This is a genomic window from Yimella sp. cx-51, from assembly GCF_017654605.1.
GTDB lineage: Bacteria > Actinomycetota > Actinomycetes > Actinomycetales > Dermatophilaceae > Yimella.
The window spans coordinates 1-19,679 of sequence record NZ_CP072113.1 but is presented as its reverse complement, the minus strand read 5'-3'; the positions used below and the strand labels follow the sequence as shown (position 1 = coordinate 19,679).

Here is a 19,679-nt window from a genome sequence, read left to right as displayed (position 1 = left end):
CGAGAGGACGCCGGCGCCGACCCAGCAACGGATCGAATCGTCAGTGCTCCTCGGACCGTCCGTCACGACCGGCGGACCGGTGGTGACCGCGTGGAGGTCGTCGAGGTGCTGGCCGGCGGGGTGCTGGTGCTCGAACTCGACGTCGTGCTGGACGTCGAGGTTGTCGACGTGGCCACCGGCGGGGTGGACGTCGTGACCGGAGGAGTAGTCGAGGTCGTCGCCGAAGGAGTGGACGTCGGCGTCACCGGCGTCCTGCCCGAAGCGCTGCCTCCGAAGGAGTAGCGACGGACAGTGGCGGTGTTCTCGAAGGTGGTGCCCGCGACTGTCACGGCCGCCTTGTCGGTCCACGGGCCGGGCCCGGTGAAGGCCATGTTCAGCACCACTTGGAAGAACTGATCCGGGACGGTGGACGTCCGGTTGGCGTCTGCCAGTCCAAACGCAACTTCGCGCCCCCAGCGGTGCTTGGGCGTCGTCCGACTCGCCTTGCGCCGGACGTCCAGCCGATCGAGTTGGGTGTGTACCCGTGAGTTGGGTGTCGCAGCGGGAGGTAGGGCTCCCGCTCCGACACCCAACTCGCGCCCTAACACCCACCTGAGGGTGCGCGGGATGTCGCTTCGCATTCGACTTGGCCGACTCCCAGGCCATCCGCCATGCCTTCGTGCGAGAACAAGAGGACCTCGGCTTGCCCGGCATTCACGCAGACTCCACCGATGAGGAGATTCTTTCCTATACGAGCCAACAGTCCGCCAAGTCCCACAGCTTTCCTGCTTACCCACCGAAATATTGGGTTGTGTTCATTCGGGAAGGCGGGGATCGGGCATTCCGGCACTGCTGAGAATCGCGTCGAGTGTCAGGGTCATTGTCTTCATTTCCTTCGTTGATCAAGACCGTGTTAGGTCTTCAACCGAGATGCCAGCCGCCTTCCCAGCCTAGGGCGCGCGTCCCGTGAGATCAGCAGCCGCAATTTCCCGGGCAACAGGCGACGAAATTCAGCTTCACCCGCTCGTTACTCCAAGTCGACGGGCTCAACGTTCGCAACGCTGCCAGTCGTCCAACGAAACATGCGATCCGGTTTGGTCCAGCACTTCGTCAGCCTTCACATCCGCCGGTACGAACGCGGTCGTGGTAGACGCTGCACCCTCCCACACTGCGATGTACGACTTCGTCGCGTCGAGCTCTGCCATAGGAACGTCTTCGCGAAATCCTCTCGGCACCAGGCCGTGCTCGACTTGGCTCACTCGCGCGGATGTTTCAGCTGCCGAAACCCTCCACAGCACCCGCCCACCCGGAGTGTTCTTGAGGTTCTCCCGTATTTCGAAGGTGGTGAACTCCCAAGTCATGTCGCACTGGCTCACGGCAAATACCAACCTGTCGCCGTTGCGGTAGACGCCCGATTCGATCGGCACCCCACATCCGGACAGCGCACACAGAAGTGCGGCCACCAGCAGCCGCTGAGCGTTCATCGTGCACACCTTTGCTCTGAGCCGACTGCTGGGCCTCCGCCTCGACCACCCAGGTCAGCGCGGAGGATCGACTGGCCGCCGGGTGCGGCACAAGCTAACCGATCCGTTCTCCTCCAAGTAATACACCGTCACGATGCACCAGACGTCGTGCTCCACTCATTCCGAAAATTCAAACTGAAGCGGTGACGTTTCCGGGTGCGCCGGTCAGCAAATAGATCACACGACAGCCAAGATCTGGCAGGGTTCAAGTCATGAAATCCATGCTGCCCAGCCAGGTTCACACGGCCAAGTGCTCGCTCGGCCGAGGCTGGAGTTCGCGGGATTCGATCGCGACAACGTCGGGGAGGGCCTGCTCGTGACTGCATTCGAACCTCACACCATGCGCATCATCTCCCCGTCCGGCGCGGCGTGGGCGATCGTCGAAGTGCCCTCGCTCGACGCGGCGTAGGGCACGTTCGACGTCGACATCGAACTCGTCGCGCCCGACCGAGTGGTCCGCTACCTGGCGCGGCCGATCGGTGGCACGGCGCTGGCCGAACTCAGGGATCATCTCCTCGCACTCGCGCAGCAACCTCTCCCCGACCAGCTGGCCGCATGACAGGCTACGGAATGCGGTCTGCTCGTCGATGTGGTCTTCCCCGACGAGTTCGTCCTGACCGTGATGGTGCAAGTGGAGCAGGAGCTGGACGAGCCTGAAATGGACGGGATCGCTTTCGATGTCCCGCGCGCGTCCTTACTACTTGCCGGTCTGTCTCGCAGCGGGCGTGCATCCAACGGGTTCGAGTGCTCCATTGCCGGAAACGTGAAGACGGCCGACACGATGTCGGCCGTCTTCACAGTTTGTGGAGGTAAGGGGACTCGAACCCCTAACCCCCTGCTTGCAAAGCAGGTGCGCTACCAATTGCGCCATACCCCCAGGTCGGGCCACTTGCGAGGAGTGACCCGAACGACATCAGCTGGACGTGCCGCTGACGTCGAAGCTCTTCTCGCCGGGCTTGTCGGACGCCTTGGACCACATGTCCTTGCCGACCTGACCCTGCTTGTACTTCTGGCTCGCGAACGCAGCTGCGCCAGCAGCGGCGATGACCATCAGTGCCTTCTTCATGTGTCACTCCTTGAGTGGTTTTCGAACAGTGGTGGGCCTAACAGGACTTGAACCTGTGACCTCTTCCTTATCAGGGAAGCGCTCTAACCGACTGAGCTATAGGCCCGTCCGCCGTTCGGCGTGTTGCCTGTTAGGGCAACGCCGGACGAGGTTACCCCATGCGAGCACGGGGCACCAAAACGGTGCCTAGTCGTCCGTCAGCGTGAGCTGCAGTCCACCGACCAGGGAGGCACAGATGTTGTACAAGAACGCCATCAGGGTGGCGATCGCAGTCATCAGGATGACGTCGATCACTGCGATCAATACTGACAGAGACAGCACCCGTCCGAAGCCGATGTAGTCCATCAGATTGAAGCTCGAACCCTCACGGTCAAGGGTGCGCAGCAGCTCGTTGAGGTTGTCGAAGACGCCCATGCCGGCCAGCACAGTCCAGAGGACGCCGACCATCACCACGGTCGCGATACCGATCGCGACCGACAGCAGGAACGACACCTTGAACACCGAGAACGGGTCGACCCGCGACACGGTGAGCCGCACACGGCGAGGGGTGGCCCGCCCGGGACGCTGCGCCGGCCGGGTCGCCGGACGCTGGCCAGCGGCACCCGCCGGACGACGAGTCGCGTTACGGCTCTGCGCGCCCGGCAACTTGGCCGAGGAGTCCGCCGACTGGGTGGTCCTGCCACCGGTGGGGGTGCTCACTCATCGCCTCCAGGTTCCTCGGCGCCCGGTGTTTCCGTGGCGCCGTTCGTGCTCTCGACAGCGTCGGTCACTGCGGTTGCGCCGTCCGCGTCGGACGACTCGCTCGAACCTACAACCTCCTCCACCACATCGTCACTCTCGGCATTGCGTGCCACGGCAACGATCGCATCACCCTTGTCAGGCGTCGCGAACTGGACGCCCTGGGTCGAGCGTCCGGTGCGGCGCACCTCGTCGACCCGGGAGCGGACGATCTTGCCCTTCTCCATGACGACGAGCACCTCGTCGCCGTCGTCGACGGTGAGCGCGCCGACCAGTTCGCCGCCCCGCTCGGAGATGTTGGCCACCTTCACGCCCAATGTGGCGCGGCCCTTGACCGGGTATTCCGAGGCGGCCGTGCGCTTGGCGAGGCCATTGACGAACACCACGAACAGGTCGGGGTCACTGCCCTGCTCGACGACCGAGATCGACAACAGGTGGTCGTTGTCGCGGAACTTCATGCCGGTGACGCCGGAGGTCGAACGACCCATCGGACGCAGGGCGTCGTCGGTGGCGTGGAAGCGCACCGACTGGCCCTTGCGCGAGACCAGCAGGATGTCGTCGTCCGCACTGCACAGGCCGGCGCCGACAAGCTCGTCGCCGTCGCGCAGGTTGACCGCGATGAGGCCACCCGAACGCGGGGAGTCGTACTCGGTCAGGCGGGTCTTCTTGACCAGACCGTTGCGGGTGGCGAGCACCAGGTAAGGCGCCGCGTCGTAATCGGTCAACGCCATCACGCCGGCGATCTGCTCACCCGGCTGGAAAGCCAGCAGGTTGGCAACGTGCTGACCCTTGGCGTCCCGGCTGCCCTCGGGCAGTTCATACGTCTTGGCGCGGTAGACGCGGCCCTTGTTGGTGAAGAAGAGCAGCCAGTTGTGCGTGCTGGTGATGAAGAAGCTCTCCACCACGTCGTCGCCGCGCAGGGTCGCGCCGCGCACGCCCTTGCCGCCTCGACGCTGCGCGCGGTACTCGCTGACCTTCGTCCGCTTGGCGTAACCGCCGCGGGTGATGGTGACCACGACGTCCTCGGCCGGGATGAGGTCTTCCATCGACATGTCGCCGTCGAAAGGCACGATCTGGCTGCGGCGCTCGTCGCCGTACTTGTTGACGATCTCGGCCAGCTCGTCCTTGACGATCTGCCGCTGCCGCTCCGGCTTGACGAGGATGTCGTTGTAGTCGTCGATCTGACGCTGCAACTCATCGTGCTCGTCCTGGATCTTCTGCCGCTCCAGGGCCGCCAGGCGCCGCAGCTGCATCTCCAGGATCGCGTTGGCCTGGATCTCGTCGACGTCGAGCAGGCTCATCAACCCGGTGCGGGCTTCTTCGACGGTGGGGCTGCGACGGATCAATGCGATGACCTCGTCGAGCATGTCGAGCGCCTTGAGGTAACCACGCAGGATGTGGATACGCTCCTCTGCCCGGGCCAGGCGCCAACGGGTGCGCCGCACGATGACGTCGATCTGGTGGTCGACCCAGTGGCGGATGAAGGCGGAGATCGGCAGGGTGCGCGGGACGCCGTCGACCAGGGCCAACATGTTGGCGCTGAAGTTCTGTTGCAGCTGGGTGTGCTTGTAGAGGTTGTTCAGCACCACCTTCGCCACGGCGTCGCGCTTGAGGACGACGACCAGGCGTTGACCGGTGCGGCCGGAGGTCTCGTCGCGCAGGTCGGCGATGCCGGCGATCTTGCCCTCCTTGACCAGCAGGGCGATCTTCTCGGCGAGGCTGTCGGGGTTGACCTGGTAGGGCAGCTCGGTGATCACCAGGCACTGACGACCCTGGATCTCCTCGACATTCACCACCGCGCGCATCGTGATCGAACCGCGGCCGGTGCGGTAGGCGTCCTCGATGCCCTTCTTGCCCAGGATCAACGCACCGGTCGGGAAATCGGGCCCGGGGATGATCTCGAGCAGCCGCTCCAGCAGCTCCTCGCGGCTGGCCTCGGGATTGTCGAGCAACCAGGTGGCACCCGCGGCAACCTCGCCGAGGTTGTGCGGCGGGATCTGCGTGGCCATGCCGACCGCGATACCGGCCGAACCGTTGACCAACAGGTTGGGGAAACGCGCCGGCAGCACCGTCGGCTGCATCGTCTTGCCGTCGTAGTTCGGCTCGAAATCGACGGTGTTCTGGTCGATGTCACGCACCAGCTCCATCGCCAGCGGCGCCATCTTGCACTCGGTGTATCGCGGCGCCGCAGCACCGTCATTACCCGGCGAACCGAAGTTGCCCTGCCCGTCGATCAGCGGGTAACGCAGCGACCACGGCTGCACCAGACGCACCATCGCGTCATAGATCGCTGAGTCACCGTGCGGGTGGTACTGACCCATCACGTCACCCACGACGCGCGAGCACTTGTTGTACCCGCGGTCAGGACGGTAACCGCCGTCGTACATCGCGTAGATGATGCGGCGGTGCACCGGCTTCAAACCATCGCGGACGTCCGGCAGCGCGCGGCTGACGATCACGCTCATGGCGTACTCGATGTAGCTGCGCTGCATCTCGGTGTTGAGGTCGACCGGGTCGACCCGATCGCTCGCGGGGGGCGTTACGTCAGTCATCAGTTTCCTTGTCGATCAAGGCGTTTCGGCAAACGTGGTTCGTGTCTGGGGCGACGGTTGGACGATGTCGGCAGGCTGGCCGGGTGGCCGGCCCCTCGCAAGCTCGGCGCCAACCTCCGCTGGTTCATCTCAAATGTCCAGGAAGCGGACGTCCTTGGCATTGCGCTGGATGAACGACCGGCGGCTCTCGACGTCCTCGCCCATCAGGATCGAGAAGATCTCATCGGCCGCGGCGGCGTCGTCGAGCGTCACTTGGAGCAGGGTGCGGTGGTCGGGGTCCATCGTGGTCTCCCACAGCTCCTGGTAGTTCATCTCGCCCAGACCCTTGTAACGCTGCACGCCGTTGTCCTTGGGCAGACGCCAGCCCTGCGACTGACCCTCACGCAGCGCGGCGTCGCGCTCCTTGTCGGAGAACACGAACTCGTGGTCGTGGTTGCTCCACTTGATGCGGTAGAGCGGCGGCTGTGCGAGATACACGTAGCCGGCCTCGATCAGCGGACGCATGAACCGGAAGAGCAGCGTGAGCAGCAGCGTCCGGATGTGCATGCCGTCGACATCGGCATCGGCCATCAACACGATCTTGTGATAGCGCGCCTTGCTGATGTCGAAGTCTTCGCCGATGCCGGTGCCGAAGCCGGAGATCAGCGCCTGCACCTCGTTGTTGGCCAGCACCTTGTCGATTCGGGCCTTCTCGACGTTGAGGATCTTTCCGCGGATCGGCAGGATCGCCTGGTTGTAGGGGTTACGCCCCTGGACGGCCGAACCGCCGGCGGAGTCTCCCTCGACGATGTAGACCTCGGAGATCGTGGGGTCGTTGCTCTGGCAGTCCTTGAGCTTGCCCGGCAGATTGCCTGATTCGAGCAGGCCCTTACGACGGGTCGCCTCGCGCGCCTTGCGAGCAGCCATGCGAGCAGCGGAGGCCTGGATCGCCTTGCGGACGATGTTCTTGCCGTCATTCGGGTGCGCCTGCAACCAGTGGCCGAACTCGTCGCGCACGGCCGCCTGGACGAAGCCCTTCACCTCGGAGTTGCCGAGCTTGGTCTTGGTCTGGCCCTCGAACTGCGGCTCGCCCAGCTTCACCGAGATGACCGCCGTGAGGCCTTCGCGGATGTCGTCGCCGGTGAGGTTGTCGTCCTTCTCCTTGAGCAGCTTCTGCTCACGGGCGAAGTCGTTGACCAGCTTGGTCATCGCCGCACGGAAACCCTCTTCGTGGGTGCCGCCCTCGTGGGTGTTCACGGCGTTGGCGTAGGTGTGCACCGACTCGCTGAACGAGGTGGTCCACTGCATCGCGATCTCGACCGAGAGCATGCGCGAGGTGTCTTCGGTCTCGAACGCGATGATCTCGTCGTTGACCGGCTCGTTGCGCTTGGAGGAGTTGAGGTGCTTGACGTAGTCGAGCAGACCGTTGTCGTAGCGGTAGGTGACGGTGCGCTTCTTGTCCTTGCTGGCGTCCGCGCTGTCGGGCGCATCGGAGGCGTCCTCGCCGATCTCCTTCAGATCGTCCAGACCCTCGTCGTCGCTGTCTTCATGGGCGCGCCGCTCATCGGTCAGCGAGATCGTCAGGCCCTTGTTGAGGAAGGCCGTCTGCTGAAACCGCGAGCGCAACGTCTCGAAGTCGTAGGTGGTGGTGTCGAAGATGTCTTCGCTGGCCCAGAAGGTGATCGTGGTGCCGGTCGGCTCGTCGGCCTCCATGGCGCGGACGTCGGTGAGGGGTCCTTGGGGCTCACCGAGCCGGAAGGACATCTCATACACACGGCCGTTCTGCCGCACCTGCGCATCAAGGCGGGTGGAGAGCGCGTTGACCACCGAGGAACCGACGCCGTGCAGACCACCGGACACCTTGTACCCGCCGCCGCCGAACTTTCCGCCCGCGTGCAACTGGGTGAGCACGAGCTCGACGGTGCTGATGCCGTACTGCTCGTTCATGCCGGTGGGGATGCCGCGTCCGTGGTCGGTCACCTCGACGCCACCGTCGGCGCGCAGGGTGACCAGCACGCGGTCGTTGTGACCGGCCAGCGCCTCATCGACGGCGTTGTCGACGATCTCCCAGACCAGGTGGTGCAGACCACGTTCACCGGTCGAACCGATGTACATACCCGGACGTTTGCGGACGGCCTCCAGACCCTCCAGCACCTGGATCGCGGAGGCGTCGTAGACGACCTCTCCGTCGATGATCACCGGCTCGGTGACCTCGTGCTGATCGCCGTTGTCCTGCTGCGAACTGTCGGTCACAGTGCTCCTCGAATCGACCTGACGCAAACCTTGGAAAGTCTACCCCGCGGGTGCGACGATCCGCGCCTCAGACGCGCTCAACGGTGGATAGGAGCCACGAACAGGGGCGGCTCTGACTCCCCACACGTCGCCCGGGGTGTCAGAGCCGCTGTGAACGGTTAAAACGGATCAGCCATTCAGGCGAGTTGGGTGTGTACCCGTGGGCCCGGTGCCCAGCGGGAGCTCTACCTCCCGCTCTCACACCCAACTCGCGATTCGGCACCCGACTGCCGCTCAGTTGCTGGGCAGGATGTACATGTAACCGGTGCCGCTGTTACCCGGCCAGGTGCAGGTGATGTACTGCCCGCTCGGCCGGTTGCAGGTGATCGGGTAGGCCGTCTTGGTGGTCGGGCTGGTCACACTGAACCGGCGGTCCATCGTGTTGTCCGGCATGTTCTGCGCCTGCGCCAGGATGCGGTCGGCGAAGCCGCAGGTCACCGCGTTGGACGTCGTGTAGACCGAGGAGCAGTTCTCACCCTGGTCGGCCGGCAACGAGGCGAAGCTGAGGCTGGTGGACGAGCTCGACGAACTGGACGTCGAACTCGACGAACTGGACGTCGAACTCGACGAACTGGACGTCGAACTCGAGGAGCTGGACGGTGCATTGCTGCTGGAGTCAGCGGGCGCGGTCTGGGTCGGCAACTGGGTTTGCTGCGCGGCGTCGTTCGGCGCATCACCCTTGGTGAGGAACACGAAACCGACCACGGCGAGGACGAGCAAGGACGCGCCCAGCACCAGTAGTGGCAGCAGCGCGGAGTTCTTGCGGTGCGGTTCCTGCGGCGGCTCGACATGACCTGAGCCTTGCGAGGGCTGCTGGTAGTACTGAGCCCCGGGCATCGGAGCGGCCATGGTGTCGTGGTCGTGGACGCGCGCACCCGGCACGCCGGGATCGGTGACGTCGTCCATCCGGTCGTTGCCGGAGGGCCGGAAGAAGGAGTCGAAACTGTCGTTCCGGTCGAACTCCCTGTTCGGATGATTCACCGGTCTGTCCTGCCTCTCGTTCGCTTTCCTGGCTGGCGCCGAAGACCCTCCCGGGCCACCTACACCACCGACCACCGTCCAACATCGGTGCCGACCTTGCAAACCCTGTGATCGATTTTATGGCGGCGAAGGACGTCCGGTCAGCCGGAATCCACCTGCGCAAGAGCCTGAACTTCCGCCACTTGCGCACGGTCCGGCCAGCAGGTAGCGACCGGATGGCATCGGTCGGTTCAGCCGTAGGTGTCGCGCGGTCCACGGCCGCCGTGCACCTTGCGCAGACCCCTGTTCCAGGACGGTGCGCTCGGCCCGAGGATGCGCAGTTCGGTGACGATGTCAGCGCCGATCTCTGCCTCGATCTGGGCCAGGATCGTGGAGGTCATGTAGCTCAGCTGGGTGCGCCATGCGGTGGAATCGGCGCGGACGGTGAGCACGCCGTCCTCGAATCCTGTTGCGTGCGTGTGGGATGCGACATCTGGTCCAACGATCTGCGGCCACTTCGCGAGCACCGAGCCGGCTGCGACGTCGACCCGCCACCCGCGCTCGACCAGTAGGCGCTCCATCTGGTCGGCCAGGCCCACGGGGTCGCGACCGCCGTCATCGCGCGGAATGTCGTACTTTCTCCGGACGCGTGGCTGCTGACCCGGTCGCAACCCCTTGCCGCGCGCCGCCAGACGGGCGCGCGAGAGTGCCTCACGCGCGGCGTCCAACGGATCGAGCTCGGGCTCTGTGTCGCCCTTCTCGCCCGGCGTCGGCTGATCGGTCACCGCATCAGCGTACGGGCGCTGTTCCAGGTCGCCCTGCCCAGAAGACCGTGACCGTGCGAGTTTCGTTGGAAGACAACGACTTTCGACAAGGCCACGGTCGGGAGACCCGCTCAGCGGCCTTGTTCACGCTTGGGTTTCCCCGGTTCAACACCACCCCCGTCGCTGTCCACTTCATGTCACGCGCGCGGCCGCATCTGCACATCGATGCCAGGAAATGGCCTGTTCTGCGGCTTGTTTCGCGACGAGTGTTGAGGACATCCGGAGAACACCACCGGACAACAGAACTCGAAGAAGCCAGCAATCCGAGCAGGACCCAGTCCAGAGGAGAACGACATGAAGAACCTTCGCCGCATCGCAGCCGGGACCGTCCTGGGTGCAGCCGGATATCCACCGGGTGTGGAAGCCGCACTCGGGATCATCGCCGCCAAGATTGCCCGATCACAAGGAGTGCTCCGATGAATCTCTCCGCTGCTGCGGTCGCCACTTTGTTGTTGACCAATCCTTCCGACGGACGCCGTCAGGACGTCCAGCGCATCGGACCCATCGTGCGAGCCTTCGGCCTCGATGAACTGGTGCGCGAAGGCGCCGTCGAACCATACGGCGAGGAGGTAGTGGTGAACGGTCCTGTCCCGCCTCCCGCCACGTGGTTCGCCGCCACGCTCGGCGACCGGCCGTCCTGGCGTGCCGCCGTCGGCAAGAAGGGACGCGAGACCCTCGACGCGGCGCTGGAGGAACTGGTGGCCGCGGGTGCCATCGTGCACTCAAAAGGCGGCTTCCTGCGACCCTCGCACACTTCACTCACCCCGCAGGGGCGGGCTGAGCGGGATGCCATCCTGCAGCGCTGGCAGTCCGGACCAGCCGATGACGGCGCAGCAAATCAACAGCAACTGCTCGCGGAGGCGAAGATGCTCGACCGGGTGACGGATGGACGGATTGGTGTCGCTGCGAAGTCGCGGCTCGCCGAACCCGTGCGAGAAGCGTTGAAGCGAGCGGTGCTCGACCGGCGGATCGCGATGATGGGCGGGTGACTCCAACAGGTGATCGAGCCGATCAGACCAGACCACGTTCACGCGCAACGAGGGCTGCCTGCGGACGTGTCTCCGCACCGAGCGTGCGCAACACGTCGGCTACGTGGCGACGGTAGGTCCGCACCGAGACACCCACCAAGCGGGCACCGAGGTCGTCCTTACGCACCGAACACATGCTTTCGAGAACCTGGAGTTCGGTGGGGGTCAGCACCGGGGTGCCGGTCGTCACGGTGGCTTCGTCGATCGGGGTGGCCGCCGCCCACACCTGATCGAACAGGGCGATCAGGTTGGTGACCAGGGCCGGGTCGTGCAACAGCAGCGCGCCACGACTGGTGTCGGTGGGCACGGCAGGCACGAGCGCGGTGGTGCGGTCGTACACCAGGACGCGTTCCTGGGTGTTGTCGACCGTGCGCACTTCGGCACCTCGTTCGGCGAGATCGCGCAGGTAGCGGGCGGTGGACGGATCATCCAGGGCCGAGGTGAGCACGATGCTGCGCAACTTCACCCCACGTCGCAAGCACCGCAGATCGAGCGGGCGGGCGTGCTCGATGTTCGCCGGAGACAGCTTCTGGTACGGCTCGATCGACAGGATCTCGTCGCGCGCGAAGAAGGCGAGATCTTCCAGGCGGTTGCGGATGTCAACCACTTCGGTGAGGCGTTCGATCGAGGGGGCCGGTTCGGGTGCGTCACCGGTCAACTTCTGTAGATCCTCCACCAGGTGTCGGGTGCGACCGAGTTGCCGGATCTGGTCCTGCAGCCAGCGCAGCCGTGCGTCGGTCAACCGATCGACGGCCGTTTGCGGATCGGCTGGTGTGGGAGTGTCTGAGTCGTCGAGCACACCGTGCCCCACCAGGCCCGCGCGAGCGCGCTCGACCTCGTCCTCGCTCACCTGCAACAGCAGATGCACTTCGTCCAACTGGCCACCAGGGTGCCTCAGACAGTGGCGGTAGAGGCCGTCCTCCACCGCCGTGAGTCCCAAGTCCTGCAGTCCTGCCATATGTGTATCCCCGAAGGCCCCCAGCTTTCCTGGGTACTCTATTCGGCGTCTCGGACGACGCCAGTGCCGGATGGGTTGCGTTCACATCCTGAAACGATCATTCAACATCTGCCACGGCGTCGCCTGCGCGCCTGTGTCCTCGCCTGCTTGGACCGCCTCTTTGCTCACCGGCAAAACCATGCGCCTCGCCATTTCGAAAGTGATTGCTGCTCAGGCGACTCCAGTACGTCATCAGCAGCAGCCGCTGTCAGCAGCACCCGCTCGGCATCACCGCCATTTTGTCAACCAAATGTTGACATACGCGACCGCACGACGCAGAGTGGAGACATGAATCGACAGCCGAAGAACCTCGCCATCGGCGGCGTGCTCGCTGTGGTCACCGCGGTCGCCATGTACTTCACCAGCGGCAAGGAGGGCGACGTGTGGTGGGCCTACCCGATCATGGGTGCGCTGCTGGCGTTCATACTCTGGGTGATGCTCTCCGCCGGCACCTGGCTGAGGAAGACCGAGCGCGGAGTCGTCGATCCCAAGGCCTACGCCACTGCCGGCGTCATCGCCGTCGTCATCGGGGCATTCATGGGCCTGCTGACCAAAGAGAACACCTTCTGGTCGGTCGGATTCATCATCGCCGGTGCGATCATTCCTGCCATGAAAGGTGCTCAGGCCTACAAAGCTGCCGGACGGGATGCATGACCGATCCGCTCCACCACGTGCTGGTGGCCGACCAGCGACTGGAACACGCGCGGATCGCACTCGATGAAGCCGTCGCCGAGGCGCGCCGGGAAGGTGCGTCATGGCAAGCCATCGGAGACGTGCTGGGCATGTCTCGGCAGGCGGTGTTCAAGCGATTCGGCAAGCCGTCGGAAGTCGACGGCGACCAGCCGCCTCCGGCGCGCCCACTGACATCACTGCGGACCCTCACCGAGGACGTCTTCCGACATCTGGCCGACGGTCACGCCGCGCGACTGCATGAGCGGATGACGCGGCACGCCGCCGCGGTGCTGCAGGTGGCCGATCTCGAGGCCACCTGGGCAGCGGCCGAGCGTTCCACCGGAGTGCTGCGAGGTTTCGAGGGCACGGAGATCCGCACCCCCGACCACACCCCGCTGACCACGGACGAGGCAACCGGGCAGGTCATCGGCGTCACCGCGCTGGTGTGCGAATCGGGCACCTGGCACGGCCGTGTGGCCTGGGATCCGTGGGACCGCATCGCCGGTCTGCTGATCGTGCCGGCCGACGTGCCCGGTCTACCGTTCTGACCCACGCGCCGAGCCCGAGCTCGTCAAGCACAGCGCAGTCCGACCCGAGCCGACCGGTCCAGCCGGGTCAGGTCTGGTCGCCAGCGGGGTGCTGGCCACCATCGCTGCCGATTCCGAGGGACGAGGCGGGTGCCACGACACCCTTGGTCACCTCGAAACGGTTGCCCTGCAAGGCTTCCGGCACGTCATCGGCAACGGCCGCAGTGATCAACACCTGCTCGGCATCGCCCACCATGTCTGCCAGGCGCCGGCGGCGACCGGCGTCCAACTCGGCGAAGACGTCGTCGAGCACCAGCACCGGATCGGTGCCCAGGTCGTGCCGCAACAACTGGAACGCCGCCAGGCGCATACCGAGCGCGAACGACCACGATTCGCCATGACTGGCATAACCCTTGGCGGGCAGATCGCCCAGCTGCAGCACCAGTTCGTCACGGTGCGGGCCGACGAGCGTGATGCCGCGGTCCATCTCCTGCCGGCGCACCTCGGCGAAGGTCTCATGCATGCCGGCGGTGATCTCCTCGACCGTCGGCACGTCACCGGAGGCGATCGACTCGGAAAGTTTCACGTGCAACGATCCGCGATAGGTGAGGGCGGCATCCCCTTGACCGGCGCTCACTTCATCGTAGGCCTGTGCGACGAAAGGCCGCAGGTCGTGCAGCAGGCGCAGCCGGGCATAGATGAGATTGGCGCCGACGGCAGCAAGATGCTCGTCCCAGACCGGCAGCGTCGCCTCCAGCGCGCCGCGGTCGTAACCCTGACGGGCTGACTTCAACAGGGCATTGCGCTGCTTGAGGATCTTGTCGTAATCGGCCCGCGCACCGGCCCATTTCGGTTGTCGCGCCACGAGCAGGTCGTCGAGGAACTGTCGCCTGGTGGCCGGATCACCCTTGACCAGGGCGAGATCCTCGGGTGCGAAGAACACCGTGCGGATCGTGCCGAGGATTTCGCGCGGACGCGTGGAGGCGGCGCGTCCCAACCGTGCTCGGTTGGCTCGTCCGGGGTTGATCTCGAGTTCGAGCTGTTGCTCATGGCCATCCCGCACAACCGCGGCTCGCACGTACGCCTTCTCGGCTCCGGCGCGCACCAGCGGTGCGTCATTGGCCACCCGGTGTGAGCCGAGTGTGGCCAGGTATCCGATCGCCTCGACGAGGTTGGTCTTGCCCTGACCGTTGAGCCCGACGAAGGTCGTGATGCCCGGTGAAAGCGCCACCTCAGCCTCGGGATACGACCTGAAGTCGATGAGGCTGAGGTGGCGTACGAACACGCGCGTCAGCGTAGCCGCGGACGGCTTCCGCGATCGGGCGCGGGCCGCGTGATCAGTTGGACGAGGACGGCGCGGTGGCCTTCACCGGGGTGACGGTCCACCAGGTGCCGCGGCGCTCCTCGTTCTTCTTCTTCATGTAGATGCCGGTCGGCGCATCCGTGGCGACCTCCGTGAGCGTGTCCTTGGTCTCGGTCACCAGCGGCGCGCACGCCTTGTACTCCAGCGCCTTCTGGTCCTTGGACGTGCGCGAGGTGAGCGAGTCGCAGCCGGCGTAGTCACCGAGGATCGTCCGCACGAAGCGCACCTTGATGTCCTTGTTCTTCGCGGTGCCGGTCCAGGAGCCCACCTCGCTGGCCATCTTCTGCGAAGCGTCCGGACGCTTGACGGTGTAGTGCACGTAGAAGATCGAGCCTGATTTGGCCGAGTCGGGCAGTTCCTTCTCCGGCACCGAGCCGGTGACGTCCTCGACCTTGTCGAGGGTGATCTCGTACTTCACGCCGTTCGACTTCGCCTCGATGGTCTGCGTGGCTCCGACACCCGGCTGTTCCTTCTTCTCATCCTCGCCACCGATCAAGCCACAGGACGTGGTCATACCGACGACCGCGAGCAGACCGACCGTGCGTGCAATGTTCTTCAATTCCGTGTCCTCCCCTGGGGTGTGGCACAGATGGTAAACAAACGTCTAAGAAGCGCGGCGTCCGGGTCGATACCCGGACGCCGCGTGTGTCAGTCGACGGAAGTGATCAGTTGTCCGAGGCACTGGCGCCAGGTGTCGCCTGACCCGAGGTGTCCTTCTTCTCCGCGGCCGGGCTGACCTCGGCCTGGCCCTCCTTGGCCTTGCGGTAGGGCTCCTGGCCGAACTTCATCACTTCGTGGCCGCCGAACTGGCCACGCAGCGCGGCGACGGCCTGCATCTGCGGGGAGTTCTCCTGGCGCGAGGTGAAGCGCGCGAACAACGCGGACGCCAGCACCGGCATCGGCACAGCGAGGTTGATCGCTTCTTCCAGCGTCCAGCGTCCTTCGCCGGAGTCGGTGGAGTACTCGCTGATGCCTTCGAGGTGCGGGGTCTCCTCCAGCGCCTTGACCATGAGGTCGAGCAGCCAGGAGCGGACCACGGTGCCGCGGCTCCAGGCGCGGAAGCAGCCTTCGACATCGGTGACGATGTCCTTGGCCTCGAGAAGTTCCCAGCCCTCGGCGTAGGCGTGCATCATGCCGTACTCGATGCCGTTGTGGACCATCTTCGCGTAGTGGCCCGCACCCACGGCGCCGGCGTGCACGAAGCCTTCTTCGCGCGGGCCCTCGGGGCGCAGCGCATCGAAGATCGGCATGAGGCGCTCGACGTTCTTGTCTTCGCCGCCGCACATCAGGCCGTAGCCGTTGTCCTTGCCCCAGATGCCACCGGAGACGCCGCAGTCGACGAACTCGATGCCCTTCTCCTTGAGCATCTCGGCGTGCGCCGCGTCGTCGGTGAACTTGGAGTTGCCACCGTCGACGACGAGGTCACCCTCGGAGAGCAACTCCGCGAGCTCATCGATGACCGACTGGGTGATCTTGCCGGCCGGCACCATTACCCACACTGTGCGGGGTGCGTCCAGCTTGCTCACCAGATCGGCGAGGTCCTTGGCGTCGCTGATCTCGGGGTTGGTGTCGTATCCGACGATGTCGTGGCCGGCTGCTTTGAGGCGGTCGCGCATGTTGCCGCCCATTTTGCCGAGACCGATCAGGCCCATCTGCATGACATTGGCTCCTTAGAAGTGGGTGAGTGCGGTCTTCAGCTGGCGAAACGCACGGGCATGAGGACGTAGCGGAAGCTCTCGTCGGCCTCGCCGTCCTGCTCGGCCTGACCCGACAGCACCGCCGGGCGGCTGGGCTGGGTGAAGGAGAGCCGGGCGAACGAGGTGCCGATGGCGCCGAGGCCGTCGAGCAGGAACTGCGGGTTGAAGGCGATGTCGATGTCGGGTCCGGTCAGGTCGGCCTCCACCGCTTCGCTGGCCTGGGCGTCATCGCCCTGACCGGCTTCGATCGTCACCTGGCCCTCGGTGAAGCGCAGGCGCACCGGGGTGTTGCGCTCGGCGACCAGCGACACACGCTTGACCGCCTCGGCGAGCTCGGCGGTGTTGATCACCGCGGTGGTGTCGACGCTGGTGGGGAAGATCGAGGTGACCTTGGGGTACTCGCCGTCGAGCAGGCGGGTGGTCGTCTGCCGCTGGCCGGCTTCGAAACCGACGAGGCCTTCACCGCCGGCCGCTGTGCCGAGCGCGAGGTTGACCGAACCCGAGGCGCCGAGCGCACGAGCGGTGTCGGCCAGGGTGCGGGCGGGGATCAGCGCGACGTGCGAAGCGTCAGTAGCGGAGGGGTTCCAGACGAATTCACGCATCGCGAGCCGGTAGCGGTCGGTGGCCAGCAGCGTGACCTTCTCGCCCTCGATCTCCATGCGGACGCCGGTGAGGATCGGCAACGTGTCGGACTTGTCGGCTGCGATCGCCACCTGGCTGACGGCGGTGGTGAAGACATCGCCGGCCACCGAACCGGACGCCTCCGGCGCGGTCGGCAGCGTCGGGTAGTCGGCCGTCGGCATCTGCGGGAGGGCGAAACGGCTGGTGCCGCACACGACCTCGACCTTGTGACCGTCGGCGGTGAGCGTCACCGGCTTGTTCTTGAGCGAGCGGGAGATGTCACCCAGCAGCTTGCCGGGCACCAGCACCGTGCCGGGCTCGTCGACGGACGCCGGGACGGTGACCTTGGCCGACACCTCGTAGTCGAAGGCGGAGAGCGTCAGGCCCTCGGGAGTGGCTTCCAGCAACACACCCGACAACACCGGCACGGGCGGACGCGGGGACAGTCCGCGCACAGCCCAGGTGACGGCTTCGGCCAGGACGTCGCGTTCGACCTGCAACTTCACGTGTGGTTTTCCTTCGATCGAGTTCGGCTCGGACGACCGGGGGTGTCGAAGCGATCATGTCAACACTCCACGCCGTACGTCGTGCGCAAATGGTAGTCACACCACCGCAGAGCGAGAGTATCCGAGCGACCGCCTTGAGGCACCCTCGGTCGAGGGGTGGATTCGCAGTGCCTGGCCTACCCCTGGATGCACAACCGATGCCCTGTGATCGGACACGTGGAGGATCTCTTCATCAATGGTTGATCGTCGTAGTAGCAGTTGTGAGTTCTGGGGATGACCGTTGTTTGCGCTGGTCACGGCCGGTTCGGGGATGTCCAGAAGGCTGTGGATGAAATGTCAGTTCGTCGGCTCGCCTGTGGATGACAGGAATTCGTTCACACTCCGACTGCCAATTCTGTGGACAACCATCAGCTTTATCCACAAAAACTGCCTCTTATCCACAGATTGGGTGTGCACAGTCGAATCTGCGCTCGCCGGGGAAGGTCGGAGGCGTCCACACGTGGATGATCCCCAGGTTGTGGACAAACAGACCTGCTATGGACCCTCGGACCTCGACCTGGCAGTCGCCGTTCAGCCGCGGTTTGCCTGGCAGGACGCAGGTCATCCCTGGATCAGTACACAACTGCCGAGTACCCCCAGGTGGGGAAAATGCTGTGGAAAGGTCGGCGAATCAGCTGCGACCGAGCTCGTTGGCGGCGCGTCGCACCCGCGAGGTGAGCTCGGTGATCTGGTCGAACAGCTGGGGCTTGCTGCCCATCAGTTCTCGGATCTTGCGGTCGGCGTGCAACACCGTGGTGTGGTCGCGTCCACCGAAGTGGCGTCCGATCTGGGGTAGCGACTCGTCGGTGAGCTCGCGACAGATGTACATCGCGATCTGGCGCGCGTTGACCAAGGCCCGCGACCGGGAGGAGCCACACAGGTCGTCGACCGTCACGTCGAAGTACTCGGCGGCGGTGTCCATCACCAACGGGATGGTGATCTGACCTGCGGAATTGCCCACCATGAGGTCTTTCAGCACCTGCGAGGCGCTCTCGACCGTCACCGGCTGCTTGGAGACGGAGGAATAGGCGGTCACCCGGATCAGCGCGCCCTCGAGCTCACGGATGTTCGTGGCGACCTTGTCGGCGATGAGGCTGAGCACGTCGTCCGGCAGTTGCATGCGCTCGGCGTCCGCCTTGCGCCGCAGGATGGCGATGCGCGTCTCGAGATCGGGCGGGGTGACGTCGGTGGTCAGGCCCCACTCGAAACGGGAGCGCAGACGATCCTCCAGGCCGTTGAGCTTCTTGGGCGGCTGGTCGCTGGACAACACGATCTGCTTCTGGCTGTTGTGCAGCGCATTGAAGGTGTGGAAGAACTCGTCCTGCGTGCCGTCTTTGCCCTGGAAGAACTGCACGTCGTCGATGAGCAGCACGTCGACGTTGTCGCGGTAGCGCTTCTGGAAGGCCTGCGGCGTCTCGTCGCGGATGGAGTTGATGAAGTCGTTGGTGAACTCCTCGGAGTTCACGTAGCGCACCCGCAACTGCGGGTAGTAACTGCGTACGTAGTTGCCGATGGCATGCAGCAGATGGGTCTTGCCCAGGCCGGATGAGCCGTAGACGAACAGCGGGTTGTAGGAGCGGGCCGGGGTTTCAGCCACCGCCTGTGCGGCCGCGCACGCGAACCGGTTGCCCTGCCCGACCACGAAGGTGTCGAAGGTGTAGCGCGGGTTGAGGCGGGCGTCGTCCAACTCGTTGACGGTCACGGTGCGAGCCGGCGGCGTCGCGACCTGGAGTTCGGTCTGCCCGAAGGTCTGATCGTCGACCTCGGCCTCGACCAGCGACGGACCCTCGTCGTCCTGGGTCTCGACGACCGCCAGTGAACTGTCGACCGTGACTGCCAAACGCACCGGGTGACCGAGTTCCTGGGCCATGGCGATGCAGACCGGTTCGTTCAGTGTGGTCTCGACGAAGGTCTTGGTGTGTTCGTAGGGAACGGCCAGCAGGGCGGTCTCGCCGATGATGCCGACCAGTCGAGCGATGCGCAGGTAGGCGCGGTCACGCGGTGGGATTCCCGAATCTTCCAGGCCCAGAAGAGTGGCGTGCCACACATGTGCGAGGTCGATCTGGGCATCACTCAAGGCGGGAACTCCCCTTCATTGCAGGCGACAGACTTCAAGCTCGTCCGCGTGTGGCGTTCCGGTGCCGTGCTGCGTCCGGACGATGACCGGCGAACATGGTACGACGGATATCCACAGGTATATGCACAGTCTGTGAGTAACCTGACACCTGAAGAGATGACGTTAACAACATCGCTCGCCGGACCGCAACCGACCCCCGAGATTTGTGTGCGCTCCTCGGCGTGTCGGATCGATAAATC

General features: G+C 65.0%; 18 protein-coding genes and 2 tRNA genes. 5 read left to right on the top strand and 15 right to left on the bottom strand.

Translation table 11 applies throughout. From position 1 onward, the window contains the following. The first annotated feature begins 90 nt into the window (after positions 1–90). Positions 91–282 (top strand): hypothetical protein, encoded by a 192-nt coding sequence (locus J5M86_RS00095; RefSeq protein WP_188061380.1) that lies wholly within the window; start codon positions 91–93, stop codon positions 280–282. Between the two features lie 743 nt (positions 283–1,025). Here the strand turns inward: J5M86_RS00095 and J5M86_RS00090 are convergent. The 9 genes from J5M86_RS00090 to J5M86_RS00050 all read right to left on the bottom strand — a co-directional run bounded on the left by J5M86_RS00090 (position 1,026) and on the right by J5M86_RS00050 (position 9,874). Further along, complete coding sequence (locus J5M86_RS00090; RefSeq protein WP_188061379.1) at positions 1,026–1,463, bottom strand: hypothetical protein; 438 nt, start codon at positions 1,461–1,463, stop codon at positions 1,026–1,028. An 843-nt stretch (positions 1,464–2,306) separates the two neighbouring features. Beyond that, a tRNA-Ala gene (locus J5M86_RS00085) sits at positions 2,307–2,379 on the bottom strand. Between the two features lie 36 nt (positions 2,380–2,415). Continuing rightward, a complete protein-coding gene (locus J5M86_RS00080) occupies positions 2,416–2,568 on the bottom strand; it encodes a DLW-39 family protein (protein ID WP_188061378.1) in 153 nt (50 codons plus the stop codon). A 29-nt stretch (positions 2,569–2,597) separates the two neighbouring features. Continuing rightward, positions 2,598–2,674: transfer RNA gene (locus tag J5M86_RS00075), tRNA-Ile, on the bottom strand. 80 nt (positions 2,675–2,754) lie between these two features. Then, complete coding sequence (locus tag J5M86_RS00070) at positions 2,755–3,267, bottom strand: DUF3566 domain-containing protein (RefSeq protein ID WP_244328393.1); 513 nt, start codon at positions 3,265–3,267, stop codon at positions 2,755–2,757. Continuing rightward, positions 3,264–5,858, bottom strand: coding sequence for a DNA gyrase subunit A (gene gyrA, locus J5M86_RS00065; protein WP_188061377.1), 2,595 nt, complete (start codon positions 5,856–5,858; stop codon positions 3,264–3,266). Before gyrA ends, J5M86_RS00070 begins: the two co-directional genes overlap by 4 nt. A 129-nt stretch (positions 5,859–5,987) precedes the next feature. Then, positions 5,988–8,036 (bottom strand): DNA topoisomerase (ATP-hydrolyzing) subunit B, encoded by a 2,049-nt coding sequence (gene gyrB / locus J5M86_RS00060; RefSeq protein WP_188061444.1) that lies wholly within the window; start codon positions 8,034–8,036, stop codon positions 5,988–5,990. A gap of 327 nt (positions 8,037–8,363) precedes the next feature. Beyond that, positions 8,364–9,110, bottom strand: coding sequence for a hypothetical protein (locus tag J5M86_RS00055; protein WP_188061376.1), 747 nt, complete (start codon positions 9,108–9,110; stop codon positions 8,364–8,366). A 230-nt stretch (positions 9,111–9,340) separates the two neighbouring features. Beyond that, a complete protein-coding gene (locus tag J5M86_RS00050; protein ID WP_244328392.1) occupies positions 9,341–9,874 on the bottom strand; it encodes a DUF721 domain-containing protein in 534 nt (177 codons plus the stop codon). A gap of 333 nt (positions 9,875–10,207) precedes the next feature. Here J5M86_RS00050 and J5M86_RS15565 point away from each other — a divergent pair, with 333 nt between their 5' ends. Beyond that, on the top strand, positions 10,208–10,333 hold the full coding sequence (locus J5M86_RS15565; RefSeq protein ID WP_255427647.1) for a hypothetical protein: 126 nt from the start codon (positions 10,208–10,210) through the stop codon (positions 10,331–10,333). Continuing rightward, complete coding sequence (locus J5M86_RS00045; protein WP_188061375.1) at positions 10,330–10,902, top strand: GPP34 family phosphoprotein; 573 nt, start codon at positions 10,330–10,332, stop codon at positions 10,900–10,902. Before J5M86_RS15565 ends, J5M86_RS00045 begins: the two co-directional genes overlap by 4 nt. Before the next feature lie 22 nt (positions 10,903–10,924). Here the strand turns inward: J5M86_RS00045 and J5M86_RS00040 are convergent, their stop codons facing one another. Further along, positions 10,925–11,899 carry a helix-turn-helix transcriptional regulator gene (locus J5M86_RS00040; RefSeq protein WP_188061374.1) on the bottom strand — a complete coding sequence of 325 codons (975 nt, stop codon included), beginning with the start codon at positions 11,897–11,899 and terminating at the stop codon, positions 10,925–10,927. 327 nt (positions 11,900–12,226) lie between these two features. Here J5M86_RS00040 and J5M86_RS00035 point away from each other — a divergent pair, with 327 nt between their 5' ends. Together J5M86_RS00035 and J5M86_RS00030 are read left to right on the top strand one after the other, a co-directional pair. Next, complete coding sequence (locus J5M86_RS00035; protein WP_188061373.1) at positions 12,227–12,592, top strand: hypothetical protein; 366 nt, start codon at positions 12,227–12,229, stop codon at positions 12,590–12,592. Then, a complete protein-coding gene (locus tag J5M86_RS00030; protein WP_188061372.1) occupies positions 12,589–13,158 on the top strand; it encodes a hypothetical protein in 570 nt (189 codons plus the stop codon). The genes J5M86_RS00035 and J5M86_RS00030 overlap by 4 nt, the downstream gene beginning before the upstream one ends. A 67-nt stretch (positions 13,159–13,225) precedes the next feature. On the opposite strand, the gene recF is transcribed toward J5M86_RS00030, so the two are convergent. The 5 genes from recF to dnaA all read right to left on the bottom strand — a co-directional run bounded on the left by recF (position 13,226) and on the right by dnaA (position 19,440). After that, positions 13,226–14,422, bottom strand: a complete 1,197-nt coding sequence (gene recF / locus J5M86_RS00025) for a DNA replication/repair protein RecF (RefSeq protein WP_188061371.1) — start codon at positions 14,420–14,422, stop codon at positions 13,226–13,228. A 52-nt stretch (positions 14,423–14,474) separates the two neighbouring features. After that, complete coding sequence (locus J5M86_RS00020; RefSeq protein ID WP_188061370.1) at positions 14,475–15,059, bottom strand: hypothetical protein; 585 nt, start codon at positions 15,057–15,059, stop codon at positions 14,475–14,477. A 106-nt stretch (positions 15,060–15,165) separates the two neighbouring features. Then, complete coding sequence (gene gnd, locus J5M86_RS00015) at positions 15,166–16,158, bottom strand: phosphogluconate dehydrogenase (NAD(+)-dependent, decarboxylating) (RefSeq protein ID WP_188061369.1); 993 nt, start codon at positions 16,156–16,158, stop codon at positions 15,166–15,168. Positions 16,159–16,193: 35 nt separating this feature from the next. Further along, entirely contained in the window at positions 16,194–17,324 is a 1,131-nt protein-coding gene (gene dnaN / locus J5M86_RS00010) for a DNA polymerase III subunit beta (RefSeq protein ID WP_188061368.1), read from the bottom strand. A 670-nt stretch (positions 17,325–17,994) separates the two neighbouring features. Beyond that, on the bottom strand, positions 17,995–19,440 hold the full coding sequence (gene dnaA / locus J5M86_RS00005; RefSeq protein ID WP_188061367.1) for a chromosomal replication initiator protein DnaA: 1,446 nt from the start codon (positions 19,438–19,440) through the stop codon (positions 17,995–17,997). Between the last annotated feature and the right edge of the window lie 239 nt (positions 19,441–19,679).

Coding starts and splice junctions, on each gene's coding strand:
- J5M86_RS00040 (WP_188061374.1), bottom strand. CDS start 11,899: ATGGCAGGACTGCAGGACTTGGGACTCACGGCGGTGGAGGACGGCCTC.
- J5M86_RS00035 (WP_188061373.1), top strand. CDS start 12,227: ATGAATCGACAGCCGAAGAACCTCGCCATCGGCGGCGTGCTCGCTGTG.
- J5M86_RS15565 (WP_255427647.1), top strand. CDS start 10,208: ATGAAGAACCTTCGCCGCATCGCAGCCGGGACCGTCCTGGGTGCAGCC.
- J5M86_RS00080 (WP_188061378.1), bottom strand. CDS start 2,568: ATGAAGAAGGCACTGATGGTCATCGCCGCTGCTGGCGCAGCTGCGTTC.
- J5M86_RS00090 (WP_188061379.1), bottom strand. CDS start 1,463: ATGAACGCTCAGCGGCTGCTGGTGGCCGCACTTCTGTGTGCGCTGTCC.
- gyrA (WP_188061377.1), bottom strand. CDS start 5,858: ATGACTGACGTAACGCCCCCCGCGAGCGATCGGGTCGACCCGGTCGAC.
- gnd (WP_188061369.1), bottom strand. CDS start 16,158: ATGCAGATGGGCCTGATCGGTCTCGGCAAAATGGGCGGCAACATGCGC.
- J5M86_RS00045 (WP_188061375.1), top strand. CDS start 10,330: ATGAATCTCTCCGCTGCTGCGGTCGCCACTTTGTTGTTGACCAATCCT.
- J5M86_RS00030 (WP_188061372.1), top strand. CDS start 12,589: ATGACCGATCCGCTCCACCACGTGCTGGTGGCCGACCAGCGACTGGAA.